We start from the raw sequence: 14,345 nt of genomic DNA on the forward strand, positions 1-14,345 counted from the left end.
TATGGCAAAGTCATACGCTCAGTTAAAAACTGATATTAACAATAAGATTCGAAATAAGACGGTCGCCGGAAGTATCTTAAAGGGAGAGGTATCTGATGTAAATACTGATATCGTTGATAAGATACAGGAGGTTGCAGTACCACCGGGTGGTATTGTTGGACAAGTATTAAAGAAAACATCAAACTCCGATTACGCCTTAGCGTGGCAAGATGAGAGCGGTGGCGGCGGTGGTGGTTCGGTCACCTGGGATACTTTGCCCGGAAAACCGGTTATTGGCACAGCAGCCTCTCAGCCTGCTAGTGCCTTTGCAACATCTTCACAGGGCGCGAAGGCTGATTTGGCTATTCAACCGGGTGCAAATATATCGCGTTTAAACAATGACCTGAATCTAGCTAGTCAAACATACGTTAACAATAAAGTAGCGCAAATAGAAGCTATAGCTGCGACTGGGATGCAGGCCGTCTATCCAGGTTATGAACCGGATGATATACCAGGACCTTACGCATTAACGCCGTCTATTCCGGGAGATTACTCTTTAATTGATTCGACATTTATCATTACTCAAGCTGATTGGGAAAATAATTTCATCGTTTTCTTTTTTGATGGTGTTGATTGGTCTATACACCGAAAGCCAATTAATGGTTTTGATACAGGCAAAAACCTGTATAATTTTTTAGAGGCAGAAGACAATACCACTTATGACGGTAATGGTGTGGCATTCCCTAATGTAAATACCTACTCTTCTGCAATAATAATTGCTAAACCATCTACAAACTATGTAGCCTCTGTTGATGATCCGGCTGTGGGGTTCGTTTTCGTTACTCTGGTTCTTTTTTATGACGCTTCCATGGGTGTAATTTCTTTTGTAGAAAACCCATCTGGGAACACGTTTACTACGCCCGTAAGTTGCGAATATATCCGTGTAGTATGCGGCAAGACTGTTTCAGGGGCTATTAATATCACGCAGATAGAGGAAGGCTCCGTAGCAACGGAGTATACAAAGTTTGGTTTTGTTAATCCGAATCAACGATTAGATGTCGAAAACGTCAACAGAATTGAACAAAAAATAGATGATACTGTAGGGTTCGTTCGCTCGAAGAATCTTCTTTTGTTAGAAGAATTAGAGCCTCATAAAGTTCTTAATGGAAGCGGTCAACCTGTAACGTCTCCCGATTCCAGGACATTGACCGGATTTTTGCCATGCAAACCAAACACAAATTATAAGGCAAGTGCAGGGTTCGGGGCGTGGTCATTTATCCTTCAAAGGGCTTTTTATAATAAAAATAAAGAATTTATTTTCCTGGGAGGTGTACCCGCAGATAACACCTGGTTAAGCCCTGCTGGGTCTACTGTAGCGTACCAACGTTTAGTTTTTGTGGTTGATCCGATAGATTGTGAAACCATTCAAATAGAAGAGGGTACAGTAGCAACAACATATACTCCGGGCACAGGAATTAATAAGCCTGACTTAAGGATTTTTGCTAATCAAATATTAGGTCTTGATACGGTCCTAACACCAACTATAACAACTGTTACGGCTGTCCAAAATGCCAATAACTGGAATAGTATTAGGGACATCTGTAACGGTTTAGTTGATGCGAGTGAATACAAAAAATACATAGTCTATGTGCCTAATGGAACATGGAATGAGACTGATTGGCAAGGATGGGGCGATCACATTCGCATAATAGGTCAGTCGCGAGAGTATACGATCATTAATTGTGACGGCACTGACACTAATCCAACTCACATTCTACCTTCCGACTATTCAATGCCGGGCGAAGCTGGTAAGCAAATAGCTGCGGCAAGCAGTAATCAGGTTAGGCATTTATTATTTGTAAAGAAAAACACCTGGATTGAAAATTTGACTTTGAAAACAAAATCGGGCAAGTATGTAGCGCATATTGACAATAGCCTGCATAACAACGTTTATTTATTTAACTGTAAGCTGATTTCTGACCTATGCAACAATACTGTAGGTATTGGCGTGTGGGAAGGGCAGAGTATAACGTTCAGGAATTGCATTATTCGGGAGTTAAATGCGGGTGTTCTTGGTTTTCCCATATACTTCCATAATACCAATAACAGGCCTGCTGGAAGTAAGACTATGTTTGACGGATGTTTGATTGATGGCATCACAGGAATTGTATATACTCAAGAGCTAGGGTCTGATCGGGATGATCAATTGATATTTAACAACTGCACAACTACTGATCCTGCAAAACGTCAGGTATTCTTAGGCGTCGCAACTGATACAGACGGGAAAACCTTTTGGACTAATCCAGCTACTGGCATTAAAGCAAGTGATCCGCAATCATTACCATATAATATTAACCTGATATTCACAAATACACCAGTAAGTGAGGTTGGTTTACAAAACTGGGGTTTTGCTCCTGGTTTAGTTCACCGCCCGGATTGGGCAAGTCATTCAATTTTAATCGTATCGTAATGCCAGAAGTACCTATACCAAAAGTTACGGATGTGGATATGAATCCTGCAATAAAAAGGATTACAGACAAAAGTGTGCTGGGGGCACTGCTTTTGATTTCTGTATTAGTCAATCTGGTACAAGGTGGGTTTTCTATATATAAAGAAAATACCGGGTTTACTCAAAAGCAGTACGATGCTATTACCAAAGAGCGCGATCAGTACAAATCTGCAAATGATTTACTTAATGAGAAATATGGGGATCTGCGTATCAACTTTTGGTTTAAAGTAGATAGTGTGGCTGAAATTCGAGCAGCTCAGAAATTGAACAACTTTATAAACCTAAAAGATGGCAATAACACAATTACTATAAAACCCAAACCATGAATAAATTAATCATTACAGCATTCATACTGACAGCTTTCATCATGGTACTACCTGTGGGATGCCGGACCAGTAAAAAAGTAGCCAGGAAAACGGAAACGGTCAAAGTTGATCAGTCGCTGAATGCTGATCTTACTAAGACAGAAAAAAAGATGGATAGCATTAAAACCGATGTATCTGTTAAAGAGATAGCAAAATCTGATTATAAAAATGTCACCTACACAAAATCTGAAAAAGAAGTGGCGGTGCCTGGTTTTACAATTACCAGCCGTTTTAGCATTGATACCACCGCCAAAGGCGATACGCTGCGTTTCTTATCCCAGGAAGATGATCGGGTAAAGGTTTCTGTTTACTATGACAGAAAAAGTGGGCAGGCAGTAGCAGAAGTGCAGAATAAAACCCGGACTATAAAAACACCATTCGAAAGTATCTCAATTACAAACGCCAGCTCCGAAACAAACAAGGATAGCAAAGCGTCAAAGGCTCAACTGAACCTGCATGTTGTAGACCTGGACAGCCAGGTAAAAAGCTCCATTAAGATAGAGACAATTAAAAAGGAGGTACAGAAGGATAAGAAAGGATTTGCCATTCCTTTTGCCGGGTGGATAGCTATCACTGTGATAGTATTAGCTGCCGGCTTGTGGATTTATTTCAGCAGGGTAAGTATATGGGGTAAAATAAGATCATTATTTAAAAAATAGTGCCATGATATTCATTTCAGCGGGACACAATTCAAAGTCCAAAAAAGTAAAAGCGGATCCTGGTGCCGTGGCCAACGGTTATAAAGAAGGTGACTTAACGATTGAGTTTCGGGACCTGGTATGTAAAGAGTTGGATGCTCTGAAGGCACCTTATATTACTGATGCCGATGAAGAGACCTTAGCTATGTATTTGCAGCGTATTAAAACCGGCCCGGGATCAGTTGTGATCGAGTATCATTTCGATGCAGCAAGTAACCCGGCCGCAACCGGTACCACAGGCCTTATTGAAATAGAAGCTGATCGATTAGATAAGGCGTTTGCCAAAGAGCTGACAGAATCAACGGCGGCAATCTTGGGTATTCGCAACCGTGGTGTATTGGACGAAGGGCAAAGCCATCGCGGCCGGCTTGGATTAATGCGGGAGGACGGAATTATATGTTTGGTTGAACTGGGTTTTATTACCAATAAAAGCGACTTGGATAGATATTTTGCTAATAAGCAGTTGTTGGCAAGGCGGCATGCAGAGATCATTGTTAAATACGAAAATATTATTCCATGAATGACTTAATTCTTGAAGAAATTTGCAAGCAAGTTGAAAATGATTTGGACTGCAGCGGTTTGTCGGATAGTATATATAGTGATTACGCAAAGGAGGTTGCAAGGAGATTTGCCGGTGATTCCTTACAAAAATTTGTAGAGAAAATACAGTCATCATTCCATTACGATTTTAGTGACATCGCTCAAGACTTTATAAAAAAGTCATAAAAACTTCATCTGGGACTGTAGGACCGTGTATAGCTTGACGTAAAGGTGCATCGCTTTTGGCAATTTTTATATTTTTAATATTTGTTTGACAAACAGAATCGTCCTTCATTTCTTTTTCCCAATTGTGATGTGATTGAAGCATCTCCATCATAAAATCGTGAATATTTATACAGTACCAATGTAGGACAGAATTATCTCCTGACGTTGTTGTAAAGGATGTATGGTGAAACTTAATTGGCCCTGGAGGTTGAAACAATATTCGCATTTTAGAATTGGCGTTTATGCTAGATTGATGTAGTAACGAGCATCTAATAGAATATAGATCTTCAGCAGTGATTTCATACTCGTATCGAGATAGGTAATATTTATTACACCATTCTTTATATTTCTTTCCTGATGTTTTTCCATCAGGATCTTGTAAGGCGGCACAATTGTCGGGTATTACAAAAAGAGAATTGAGGGCAATTTGATAATACTTAGAATTGTATGCATGGTAAATTTCTTCAGTAAAAGTCATAAGCTGTTTTTCACAAATCTAAATGTTTCTTATTACTGTTTCCCGTAAATAAAGGGAATCTCGTTTTTCTACCTTCGCTAAATGACCACTTTAGCAACTGTATTTGCGCAGCAGATATTTGAAGGCAACCCAGCCTGGGAAAATATAATTGAAGTGTCCGGAAAGATCGAAGAAGCCGGCATCCAGACATTCGCCTGGCAGGAGAGAAGTAGCGTTTACCTGGGAGTAGAGCAACATCTACGAATGAAGCCGCACGATATTGTTTACCGATACTGGCATAAAGGGGAACAAATGTAGCGCTCTATTTCTTAATACCGTGATGCGTATATCCTGGCTGGTTAGGTTCAAATATTATTTGATCATCAACTTCAATAAGGTTTCCCAGCTGTACACCTTTTAAGGTGATATAGTGATTGCCTTCGCGAAGCTTGGTAACCCAAATAATCTCCTTTTTGAGGCGCGGCCGGCCCAACCATTTTACCGCCACCAGGTTTGCTATTTCATCTCTCAATTTCCATAGGTCAGCGCCGGGCGGTATAGGAGTAGAAAACTTTTCCATTAAACAAATTTAAGAAAACAGAGATTAGGCGACCTTTAAAAGGTATGCGATTTGCATAAAGTGTTCAAATTCAGTCCCGCCTGGGGCACCAAAAGAAAACCTCGTAAATCAATTGATTTGCGAGGTTTTTTTATTTTAGGTGTGCGAGGTCTGATACTCCGCTTCAATGCTCGGCCAGCTTCTGTTAAACACCAGGAATCCGATTGTTTTATAGAGCGCCTAATTTTATCTTATAGCGTAAAAGTTCTTATAACATTTGTTGCTTCAAAAAGGACGTAGTAACTGCTGTTTCAACAACGATCTGTTAGCATAATATGTAAGGCAATAACGATCCTTTCCCTCGAAGGGTTGGCCCGGCAACGCTAAAGGCTGCATGCTACATTTAATTATGGATATCTATCAGTTCCTTTTTGCCATAATGGCTTCGTAAGCACCATCCCAAAGCAAAAGTCTTTGTTGCAGGGCTTCTATAGTATATTTTTCAGCTTCCTGCCACAAAACGTTATCATCACCGCAAAGGCTGGATGTCATTTCCAATGCCAGGTGACTGTGATGATCTCCGTCTACTTCGATATGGCGTTCCAGGTAGTATTTAAAAATGGAAATACTCTGAGGGAATTTTTTATGAATATCTCCAACCAGGGTTATAAACATACCCGGAATAAGGTCTTCCCTGCCAAAGGTAAAAGCAGCCGCTTGCGCATGTGTTTTACCACTCTCTATTACATCAAAAGTTGACTGAACAAAATTAGCTGCGGCATCAGGAGTTTTTGCTGTATAAAGCGAGTCGGCTAAACTTTTACCAGCTTTGAGATGAGCCAGAAACGATTCGATTTTTGAGGTATCTGCCCCGCATTGTTGCATCGCATCAATGTAAAGTTCATAATGACTTTTCCTGTTTCCGGATATATCTACATCCGATTCTTCTCCGGCCACTATTTCATTGATCAGGTACCTCGTCTTTCCGGATCCTATGGGAAACCATGGCGCAGAAGTACAGGTGAGGCTGCTTTGTAATTGCTTCAAAAGCGACATAAAATCCCAAACTGCAAAAATGTGATATTCCATGAAGATGGAAAGATCTTCGAGAGAAGTTATTGCTGAATAAACTCTGTGATTAATAACCTGGTTTCTAAAAGGTTCAATGGCACTTTGAAGCTGCCCGATATTTTTATTCATGTATTGTTTTTATTAATAAGAGCGCGAAAGTACAAATAATGCTGAAGTTGATGGGCTGAAATGCAGATCTGGATCCTCTTCAAAAACTTCTTTTTTCTTATTGGGAATGCTCATGAATAGTTACAACAATCAATAATAAAAGGGAGTCGGCAATTGTTGCAGTTGTGGTGATGATGATTACTCCTTCTGACCGATGGGATGGCGATAATAGAATAAAATAGCATTAATCACAAACAGAGACAATAATAAACTAAGGTGGTTTTCAAAAAGCTCTTGCGCCCGGACTAATGGACAATACCAGCTATACCAGTTGTACAGGCCGGCGTCATAACACGGCAGCCAAGCCACTTACAAAATAAACTATAATCCAGGTAGCTGTTATCACCTTGGTTTGTAGCATCAATAGTCAGATTGATTCTGACCGCAGGCGGCAATGTGTATAACTATTTATACTGGCTGGATTGTACTTTGCTAAATATTTTAGTATTTTCGGGTTGTCAAATATTTTTAATGAAAAACATGTAATCTATGATTTTAGAAACAATTTCAGATTTGCGTTTAACACCCGGTACTGTGGCTAACAGGTATGCTAAGGTGTTGGGATATCACACTCCCGGAGATGAGGGAGGAGGTGATTTTTATTGGGATAGTTCATCCACAGAAACAGACAATGGTGGAACTGTATTTGAATCGCCGGGACATCCGGGTCGATGGACGCGAGGCATCACTTCCGAGCTAAATGTACATTGGTTTGGCGCTAAGGGAGATGGATCAACTGATGACACAGCTGCGATACAGGCCTGCATTGATGCTTCGATTGGGGTAAGTGATAATGTGACTTATCCTTTGATTTCCTTCGCAGCTAAGTCATACTGTATTTCTAATACTATAACAGTAAGCATACCTTATTGCAATATAGATTTTGGGAAGGCGATGATTATACCTCATTATTCTGTTGGTGGTATTCCAACTAGTGAAGATTTTTGGGCATTCGATTTTGATTACTTATGGGTTGGAGGGTTTGAAAGATTGAGAATTAAAGGATTTAAAAATGCTTTGAGACTATACAATAATAATATAGACACAGGAACTATCAAAATTGATGATCTGGTGATAATGAATTGTGAGAATATAGAAGTAAATCTACGATCATCGCAGTGTACAATAAGTAATTTCAGAATTGTTGATTCTCAAAATATTTATATAAAGCAATGCGATAAAATTCATTTTTTAAATGGATGGGTTAATTGTGCCATATTCTCTAAAAAGTATTCGGGTCTGTTTGTAACAGATTATTCGTCTATAGTAACGTTTGAAAATATCATCTTTACGCCGCAGGCACAGTCATTTACGTCAACAGAATTATTCTATATAAAGAATATTGGAGCATCCATAATCAATATTTTGAATTGCCAGTTTGGTGGCGAGGCAGGCCAGATCGTATTGGTAGGGAATTTTACAAAATCGAGTCAAGGCAGAGGAGTAAATATAAATATTGTCAACACGCAGGCATTTTGCTCGGGATCACCTTGGGTCATGTTATTTAACATGCCTAATAATGTGTTGATAAATAATGGAACCGGAACCGTTGATGCTACCCATAATTATAGCATGGTACATTATGTAAGCGATGCTGAAGTTTCCGACTATAACAGTTTATGGCCGGTATTAACCTTGCTTCCTCCGGTTAGACCTAATGATCCTAATCCTAGTCAACCACAAGCGGTTACTTATGAAGATATGATATCTGATTTAGTAACGACAGGATACTGGCCGCCTGCAATTAGAATTATAAACACCGGACCTACCGGAGAAATATTTACTAGCACCCAAAGAGACATGTTTCGTTTTCTTGTAGGGCCCTCAGGGGAACGATTTAGCTTTTATGAGTTGACTTCAGAGGAGCTTGCAAAGCCTTTATTATTTGATTCTATACACAATAGTTCAGATGCCTGGCAAGCTCAACAGAACAGGGCCTTTAAAATTTCTCTTGTAACCTATTCATATTCTGGCCCTGGCAGAACTTCTGAGTATATTGTATCATTTATGGATACAAAAACAGCGATATTAGAATCAAGACATGTAGGGGCTTCAACTGTTACACCACTTCTCTTTTTAGATGGAAACGTTGTGAAGCTTTGTCTGGCAGCTAATATACCTGGATTGGTTTATGCTAAAGTTGAAATATTAGCATGTAACGCAGACGCACTTCAGGGTTAATAGTGTCTGGAACAAGATTTTTAATTGAGATTTTATCTGTCTTAATTAAATGCTACCTATGATAAAAAAGGTTCGCGAAAGCGCACCTTTTTTAATCCCCTCAATCGCGTGGCACATAAATTGTTTTTTTATGAACAATCATTAGTCCTATTGCCCATGAATACTCAAACCATCATAGGTGTAGCCGCAAGTATTTGTACTGCTGTGTCCTTATTTCCCCAATTGGTAAAAATTATACGCGAAAAAAAAGAGTCGGATATTTCTTACTGGATGCTGGCCATACTGATAACGGGATTAGCCCTATGGGTATGGTACGGCTTTATGGGCGAGGATTATATCATTATCATCTCTAACTCCGTTTCCCTGCTTATCAATATCAGTGTGTTGGTCTTAAATGTTTATTACAGCAAGCAGCACAGTTCTTAACAGAAATTAAAGCCTATCCAAAAATTTTGTAGTACCAGGCTGCCTTACTATCTTTCCTATTCAATAATCAGTTGCAAGTATGAAGTTGATCTCGATGCTGTTATGCTCGGCATTGCCCTTTTGTGTTGGGGCGCAAACCAAAACCGATAATAAGAAATGGGATGTTTCCAACCCCGAAGGACCTTATAAGGAAGTTTCTTTTACCGTTAAAGAAGGTACCTGGATGAACCTCGATGTTTCTCCCGATGGAAAAGAAATTGTTTTTGATCTGCTGGGTGATATATATAGTATTCCCGCAACAGGAGGAACAGCAAAACTCCTGCATGGCGGTCATGCCTTTGAGGTGCAGCCCCGTTTTAGTCCTGATGGTCAAAAAATATCTTTTACTTCCGATGCGGGGGGCGGCGATAATATCTGGATAATGGACAGGGATGGTAAAAATGCAAGGGCCATTACAAAGGAAAACTTCAGGTTATTGAACAATGCGGTATGGACGCCCGACGGTCAATATATAGTTGCCCGCAAACACTTTACTTCCGGCCGGTCCCTGGGAGCCGGTGAAATGTGGATGTATCATTTATCCGGTGGCAACGGGCTACAGTTAACAGCCCGGAAAAATGACCAGCAGGATGTAAACGAACCCTGCGTGTCACCGGATGGGCGTTATGTATATTTCAGTGAAGATATGTACCCTGGCGGATACTTTCAATATAACAAAGATCCCAATAACCAGATCTTTATGATCCGCCGTTTTGACCGCGAGAAAGGAAGGGTTGAAAACGTAACGGGCGGCGGTGGCGGATCGGTTCGTCCACAACTGTCACACAACGGCAAGTACCTGTCGTTTGTAAAACGCGTGCGTACAAAAACAGTTTTATACCTGCGTAACCTGGAAACAGGAGAGGAGTGGCCGGTGTATGACCAGCTAAGTAAAGATCAGCAGGAAGCATGGACGGTTTTTGGTATCTATACAGGTTATGCCTGGTCACCGGATGACCGCTACATCTATATCTGGGCCAACGGAAATATTATGAAAGTGGAAGTTGACAGTGTCAACAAAGCAACGGCGATTCCTTTTGTTTGTAACGTGAGTCAGCGCATCTACGACGCAGTACGATTTAAACAGGACCTGGATGTTGATCATTTTAAAGCAAATGTGATCAGGCAGGCGATTACTTCTCCCGACGAAAAATGGCTGGTATTTAATGCAGTTGGTTACCTGTGGAAGAAAAAATTACCCGACGGGAAACCCGAGCGTGTAACAACGGGCAATGATTTTGAATTTGAACCTTCCTTTTCTGCCGACGGAAAACAGTTGTTGTACACCACCTGGAACGATGAAAATTCAGGTGCCATCTGTAAGGTAAATATGGATGGGGCAGCCAAACCGTTAAAGCTTACCAAAACAAAAAGCATCTTCCGTACCCCGTCTTTTTGCCGCGACGGTAAAAAGATCGTTTTTATCAAAGAGGGAGGTAGTGATGCTTTGGGGCCCGCGCATACTAGTCAGCCTGGTATTTACATCATGTCAGCCGATGGAACCGGTGAACAATTTGTAATTCAGCGGGGAGGCACACCTTATTTTAATGCTGCAGGCGACAGGATCTATTTTGAAACCGGCAGTAACAATTTATCGACTTGTAAATTAAATGGTGAGGATGAAAAAGTACTGTTGAAGAGCACTTACGGTAATAATTTCCGGGTATCGCCTGATGAGCAATGGATTGCTTTTACAGATCTGCACAAGGTATATGTAGCCGCGTTTCCCAAAACGGGAAAAACCATTGAAATCAGTGGCGGTTCTTCCGACTTTCCGGTAAAGCTGGTGTCTAAAGATGCAGGCTACAACCTGCATTGGAGCAGCGATGCTAAAAAACTGCATTATACTTTAGGCAGCCAGTACTATACGATCAACCTCGATGAACGTTTTGAATTTATAGCTCATAAACCCGATTCGTTATTTAAAATGCCGGAGCAGGGTAGAGAAGTGGGGCTGCAGGTTGCGGTGGATAAGCCTGGTGGATCCATTGCTTTTACGAATGCGCGTATCATTACCATGAAAGGAGACGAAATAATTGAGAACGGAACTATTGTGGTTGAGGGCAACAAAATTAAAGCGATAGGTAAAACCGGTGAGGTTACTATTCCTTCATCAGCAAAAACAATTGATGCGGCAGGTAAAACAATTGTTCCGGGTTTTATTGATGCACACGCACATGCAGGACATTTCAGAACCGGTATTACTCCACAAAAACACTGGCCTTACTACGCCGCCCTGGCTTATGGTGTTACAACAATACACGATCCTTCAGCTAATAGCGAATTCGTATTTGCCAACGGAGAGCTGGTTAAATCCGGTGCACTTACAGGACCTCGTGTTTATTCTACCGGTACCATTTTATATGGTGCTGACGGCGATTTTAAAGCAGTGATCAATTCACTGGATGATGCCAGGAGCGCGCTCAGACGCACAAAAGCTTTTGGCGCCTTCTCCGTAAAAAGTTATAATCAACCCAGAAGGGAGCAACGTCAGCAAATTATACAGGCGGCCCGCGAGTTGAATATGGAAGTAGTGCCTGAAGGCGGTTCCTTCTTTTTTCATAATACCAGTATGATATTAGACGGGCATACCACTATTGAGCATAATATGCCTATAGCCGTGCTGCAGGATGATGTGATACAGTTATGGAAAAGATCGCAAACAGCCTATACACCTACCTTGATTGTAAATTATGGCTCGGTAAGCGGTGAGTATTACTGGTATCAACATACGAATGTATGGGAGAAGGAGCGGCTGATGCGGTTTACACCCCGCGAGGTAATTGATGCACGTAGCCGTCATCGTACCATGTTACCGGAGGAAGAGTATATTAATGGTCATATTTTATCATCTAAAAACTTGAAACGTTTGAGCGATGCAGGTGTTCTGGTGAATATGGGAGCTCATGGCCAGATCCAGGGCATCGGCGCCCATTGGGAGATCTGGATGATGACCCAGGGTGGCATGACTCCACATGAAGCATTAAAGACCGCTACTATTAACCCTGCGAAAAGTTTAGGGCTGGATGCTAATGTTGGATCTTTGGAAGTAGGAAAATTAGCAGACCTGCTTGTATTGGATAAAAACCCATTGGAAAATATCTACAATACCGAAGCGATAAAATTAACCATGGCTAATGGACGGCTGTATGATGCTGAAGAAATGAATGAAATCGGTAATAGCCCCAGGAAGCGAACTAAATTCCCCTGGGAGCTGTATAAAAATGCCACCGCATTTCCCTGGCATGATGAAACAACCGGGCATGGCTGCGGCTGTGGGCAGCATTAATACAACCTGCTATTTACTTTTTTTCTCGAACTCTTCTTTAGTGACTTTCTGGTCATTGAAGAAGTAGTTGGTGAAAAGAACGGTTCCGTCTGGCCTATACATACGTGATGGTCCTTTGCGTTTATCATCTACATAATAAACGTCCTGCGTTTTTACACCGTTAGCATACATGGTAAAAAGGCCATTTTTTTTGTCATTTTTATACATGGTTTCCATAGCGGGCACTCCCATTGTATAAGTGCGCGACAAGCCATCTTTTAAACCCTGCTTATAGCTGGTTTCTGAATTAAGCTCGCCATTTACATAGGTCCTGGATATGCCATCCTTCAGGCCATTTTTATAATTTTCTTCCGAGGATATTTTCCCGTTCACATAACGGGTGGCCAGTCCTTCTCTTTTACCCTGTTTATAATAGGTGGTGGCTTTAGTACCGGAAGTAACCATTTCTGTTAGCCCGTCCTGTTTTCCATTTAAATAATTTTCTTTCAACCAGGTTTTGCCCTGGCCGTCGTAATTCTCCTTTTTACCATGCCGCACCCCGTTTTTATATCCCATTCTTGCCGACACTTTTCCTGCAGCATTATACCAAAGCACATCACCCGTGATCATGCCGTTTTTAATATTATAAAGTCCATAGCCGCCATCGTCGAAACGCTGTTTGTAAGCGCCGTTCAAGGGGATGTTGTTCAGGCTAAGCTCCATACGCGAGCTATCGCTGTTGTATTTTCTTCTTACCTGGTCCCAGTTGATGTCCTTCACTTCCTGGGCACTGATGCAAAGGGTGGAAAGGCTAAAAGATAAAAGGGGTAAAATCCTTTTCATATTGGTTGTCTTTGGATAGGAACTAATTTTTTACGGCAGTCGTTGTTACAGATTGTCGCTGTTGTTGCTTTTCCAGTATGGTTTGCAGGTGTGGTTGAATATAATGAGTTAACGTATCCTGTGGAATGTCCAATGCTTTGGGATCTTCTATAACCTTAAACCAGGGACGGGGTTCTCCAAAAGGATATTGCCCGAAAATAATAACCGGTGTACCATAAGCCAGCTGTTCATGGTCATTCTTTAATATCCATTGATCTGCCCATCCGTATAAGAACTGCGCGTCTGCTCCCAGTAAACGCATACAGCTATGGGAAGCAGGATAACCGGGTAATGCATATTCGTGAAATCCGACACCCCATTTGTTGTGCACATTAAAGTTCCATTTTAATACCCACTCATCATCTACCGTGCTGATCGTTTTTTTTGCTTTCCAGTTAGTGAAAAATAAACCCTCCGGTGTTTTTGTTTTTTTCTTACCCATATTGGTTGGTCCTGTTAATACCAGTTTACCATTTTCGTAAGCTGCAAAAACCTGTGTAGGGTAAGAGAATAGTATGATTTTATTGACGTCTTTTAACTGGTCAATGGTTTCGGGAAACGGAAGGTAAAAGCTTAAAGGCTTGGAGAAATCGCTCGGCACCAATATGCTGTCCAATCTTTTAAGGTGGGTGGTATCTACCCGGTTAATAGCGTTCAGTATATTAAGATGTTTGGCGCCCTCAAAAGAATCTTTTAATGACTGCCATTCTTTTTTCTTCATCCAATGATACATGATCACCTGCTTCAGATTCTCTTTTTGGGGAGGAGCTATTGTTTCCACCACGTTTTTCATGGTGCTGTCTACGAGGTCGGGAATACTTTTTTGCTCTTTGTTTTTGCACGAGAAAACAGCAGCTGTGAGTAAAGCCAGGGTGGATAAAGAAAATGCTTTTAAGTTCATCGTACTTGCAAGATGCTGAAATATTTTGAGGAAATGAAATTTTGCGAACGGCAGCAGTCATCATTTTGAAAAACGTA

14 protein-coding genes are annotated in these 14,345 nt (G+C 41.1%); 9 read left to right on the forward strand and 5 right to left on the reverse strand.

The genetic code is table 11. The features are described 5' to 3' along the window. The first annotated feature begins 1 nt into the window (after position 1). Genes ACLOAU_RS14710 through ACLOAU_RS14730 form a run of 5 tightly spaced genes read left to right on the forward strand, consistent with a single transcriptional unit; the run spans position 2 to position 4,277 of the window. The gene (locus ACLOAU_RS14710; RefSeq protein ID WP_427862630.1) at positions 2–2,449 is read left to right on the forward strand and encodes a hypothetical protein; all 2,448 of its coding nucleotides are present in this window, start codon (positions 2–4) and stop codon (positions 2,447–2,449) included. Beyond that, the gene (locus ACLOAU_RS14715) at positions 2,449–2,814 is read left to right on the forward strand and encodes a hypothetical protein (protein WP_427862631.1); all 366 of its coding nucleotides are present in this window, start codon (positions 2,449–2,451) and stop codon (positions 2,812–2,814) included. The genes ACLOAU_RS14710 and ACLOAU_RS14715 overlap by 1 nt, the downstream gene beginning before the upstream one ends. Beyond that, positions 2,811–3,512, forward strand: a complete 702-nt coding sequence (locus ACLOAU_RS14720) for a hypothetical protein (protein ID WP_427862632.1) — start codon at positions 2,811–2,813, stop codon at positions 3,510–3,512. The genes ACLOAU_RS14715 and ACLOAU_RS14720 overlap by 4 nt, the downstream gene beginning before the upstream one ends. 4 nt (positions 3,513–3,516) lie before the next feature. Continuing rightward, complete coding sequence (locus ACLOAU_RS14725; RefSeq protein WP_427862633.1) at positions 3,517–4,071, forward strand: N-acetylmuramoyl-L-alanine amidase; 555 nt, start codon at positions 3,517–3,519, stop codon at positions 4,069–4,071. Beyond that, complete coding sequence (locus ACLOAU_RS14730) at positions 4,068–4,277, forward strand: hypothetical protein (RefSeq protein ID WP_427862634.1); 210 nt, start codon at positions 4,068–4,070, stop codon at positions 4,275–4,277. The genes ACLOAU_RS14725 and ACLOAU_RS14730 overlap by 4 nt, the downstream gene beginning before the upstream one ends. Here the strand turns inward: ACLOAU_RS14730 and ACLOAU_RS14735 are convergent. Further along, positions 4,261–4,794, reverse strand: a complete 534-nt coding sequence (locus ACLOAU_RS14735; RefSeq protein WP_427862635.1) for a hypothetical protein — start codon at positions 4,792–4,794, stop codon at positions 4,261–4,263. The two genes, ACLOAU_RS14730 and ACLOAU_RS14735, sit on opposite strands and share 17 nt — an antisense overlap. An 81-nt stretch (positions 4,795–4,875) precedes the next feature. On the opposite strand from ACLOAU_RS14735, the gene ACLOAU_RS14740 reads away from it, so the two are divergent. Then, positions 4,876–5,091, forward strand: coding sequence for a hypothetical protein (locus tag ACLOAU_RS14740; protein WP_427862636.1), 216 nt, complete (start codon positions 4,876–4,878; stop codon positions 5,089–5,091). A 4-nt stretch (positions 5,092–5,095) separates the two neighbouring features. Here ACLOAU_RS14740 and ACLOAU_RS14745 read toward each other — a convergent pair whose 3' ends face one another. After that, positions 5,096–5,353: a hypothetical protein gene (locus ACLOAU_RS14745; protein WP_427862637.1), complete on the reverse strand. Its 258-nt coding sequence runs from the start codon at positions 5,351–5,353 to the stop codon at positions 5,096–5,098. Positions 5,354–5,752: 399 nt separating this feature from the next. Continuing rightward, entirely contained in the window at positions 5,753–6,532 is a 780-nt protein-coding gene (locus tag ACLOAU_RS14750; RefSeq protein WP_427862638.1) for a DUF3050 domain-containing protein, read from the reverse strand. Positions 6,533–7,060: 528 nt separating this feature from the next. Here ACLOAU_RS14750 and ACLOAU_RS14755 point away from each other — a divergent pair. From ACLOAU_RS14755 to ACLOAU_RS14765, 3 genes are all read left to right on the forward strand, one after another. Continuing rightward, positions 7,061–8,752, forward strand: a complete 1,692-nt coding sequence (locus tag ACLOAU_RS14755; protein ID WP_427862639.1) for a putative phage tail protein — start codon at positions 7,061–7,063, stop codon at positions 8,750–8,752. A gap of 156 nt (positions 8,753–8,908) precedes the next feature. Then, positions 8,909–9,178, forward strand: a complete 270-nt coding sequence (locus ACLOAU_RS14760; RefSeq protein WP_427862640.1) for a SemiSWEET family sugar transporter — start codon at positions 8,909–8,911, stop codon at positions 9,176–9,178. 79 nt (positions 9,179–9,257) lie between these two features. Then, positions 9,258–12,506: an amidohydrolase family protein gene (locus ACLOAU_RS14765; RefSeq protein ID WP_427862641.1), complete on the forward strand. Its 3,249-nt coding sequence runs from the start codon at positions 9,258–9,260 to the stop codon at positions 12,504–12,506. Positions 12,507–12,515: 9 nt separating this feature from the next. Here ACLOAU_RS14765 and ACLOAU_RS14770 read toward each other — a convergent pair whose 3' ends face one another. Together ACLOAU_RS14770 and ACLOAU_RS14775 are read right to left on the reverse strand one after the other, a co-directional pair. Further along, positions 12,516–13,328, reverse strand: coding sequence for a toxin-antitoxin system YwqK family antitoxin (locus ACLOAU_RS14770; RefSeq protein WP_427862642.1), 813 nt, complete (start codon positions 13,326–13,328; stop codon positions 12,516–12,518). Positions 13,329–13,350: 22 nt separating this feature from the next. Then, entirely contained in the window at positions 13,351–14,268 is a 918-nt protein-coding gene (locus ACLOAU_RS14775) for a L,D-transpeptidase (protein WP_427862643.1), read from the reverse strand. Positions 14,269–14,345 lie beyond the last annotated feature (77 nt).

The organism is Paraniabella aurantiaca, from assembly GCF_050309965.1.
Classification (GTDB): domain Bacteria; phylum Bacteroidota; class Bacteroidia; order Chitinophagales; family Chitinophagaceae; genus Niabella.

What these genes read in the sequence shown, in the direction of transcription:
- ACLOAU_RS14715 (WP_427862631.1), top strand. Translation starts at nt 2,449, where the DNA reads ATGCCAGAAGTACCTATACCAAAAGTTACGGATGTGGATATGAATCCT.
- ACLOAU_RS14710 (WP_427862630.1), top strand. Translation starts at nt 2, where the DNA reads ATGGCAAAGTCATACGCTCAGTTAAAAACTGATATTAACAATAAGATT.
- ACLOAU_RS14775 (WP_427862643.1), bottom strand. Translation starts at nt 14,268, where the DNA reads ATGAACTTAAAAGCATTTTCTTTATCCACCCTGGCTTTACTCACAGCT.
- ACLOAU_RS14735 (WP_427862635.1), bottom strand. Translation starts at nt 4,794, where the DNA reads ATGACTTTTACTGAAGAAATTTACCATGCATACAATTCTAAGTATTAT.
- ACLOAU_RS14770 (WP_427862642.1), bottom strand. Translation starts at nt 13,328, where the DNA reads ATGAAAAGGATTTTACCCCTTTTATCTTTTAGCCTTTCCACCCTTTGC.
- ACLOAU_RS14760 (WP_427862640.1), top strand. Translation starts at nt 8,909, where the DNA reads ATGAATACTCAAACCATCATAGGTGTAGCCGCAAGTATTTGTACTGCT.
- ACLOAU_RS14740 (WP_427862636.1), top strand. Translation starts at nt 4,876, where the DNA reads ATGACCACTTTAGCAACTGTATTTGCGCAGCAGATATTTGAAGGCAAC.
- ACLOAU_RS14730 (WP_427862634.1), top strand. Translation starts at nt 4,068, where the DNA reads ATGAATGACTTAATTCTTGAAGAAATTTGCAAGCAAGTTGAAAATGAT.
- ACLOAU_RS14765 (WP_427862641.1), top strand. Translation starts at nt 9,258, where the DNA reads ATGAAGTTGATCTCGATGCTGTTATGCTCGGCATTGCCCTTTTGTGTT.
- ACLOAU_RS14755 (WP_427862639.1), top strand. Translation starts at nt 7,061, where the DNA reads ATGATTTTAGAAACAATTTCAGATTTGCGTTTAACACCCGGTACTGTG.
- ACLOAU_RS14720 (WP_427862632.1), top strand. Translation starts at nt 2,811, where the DNA reads ATGAATAAATTAATCATTACAGCATTCATACTGACAGCTTTCATCATG.
- ACLOAU_RS14745 (WP_427862637.1), bottom strand. Translation starts at nt 5,353, where the DNA reads ATGGAAAAGTTTTCTACTCCTATACCGCCCGGCGCTGACCTATGGAAA.
- ACLOAU_RS14725 (WP_427862633.1), top strand. Translation starts at nt 3,517, where the DNA reads ATGATATTCATTTCAGCGGGACACAATTCAAAGTCCAAAAAAGTAAAA.
- ACLOAU_RS14750 (WP_427862638.1), bottom strand. Translation starts at nt 6,532, where the DNA reads ATGAATAAAAATATCGGGCAGCTTCAAAGTGCCATTGAACCTTTTAGA.